The sequence below is a fragment of the Burkholderia sp. Bp9004 genome (genome assembly GCF_003858025.1).
Classification (GTDB): domain Bacteria; phylum Pseudomonadota; class Gammaproteobacteria; order Burkholderiales; family Burkholderiaceae; genus Burkholderia; species Burkholderia diffusa.
On sequence record NZ_QTQD01000109.1, the window covers coordinates 1 to 312 of the forward strand.

General features: G+C 69.6%; 1 protein-coding gene. It reads right to left on the bottom strand.

The annotated features are described in order from the left end of the window. Nucleotides 1–312 (bottom strand): hypothetical protein (locus DIE08_RS35895; protein ID WP_185715951.1); only part of this gene is annotated, 312 nt, incomplete at both ends.

Sequence of the window (312 nt, forward strand, 5' to 3'; positions counted from 1 at the left end):
GCCACACACCCACCAGCGGCTGGCCCAGGCGGGTGTAGTGCTGGTGCTCACGCACCAGGTTGCCGGCCGGGTCGTGGAACCATTGCAGGCGGCTGTCGGCGTTGCTGGCCAGTGCCAGGTTGCCGTTGAGGTCGTAGGCGAAGCGCTCGATCTGCCAGTCGGCCTTGCGCGGGGCAGCGTCGCCGGTTTGCAGCGCGGCGCGCCGCTCGGTGAGGCGGCCCATCGAATCGAAGGCGTAGGCGGTGATGCGCTGCCCATCGATGGCGCGCGCCAGTTTGCCGGTCTCCTCCTCGTACTCGTAGCGCGTGATGG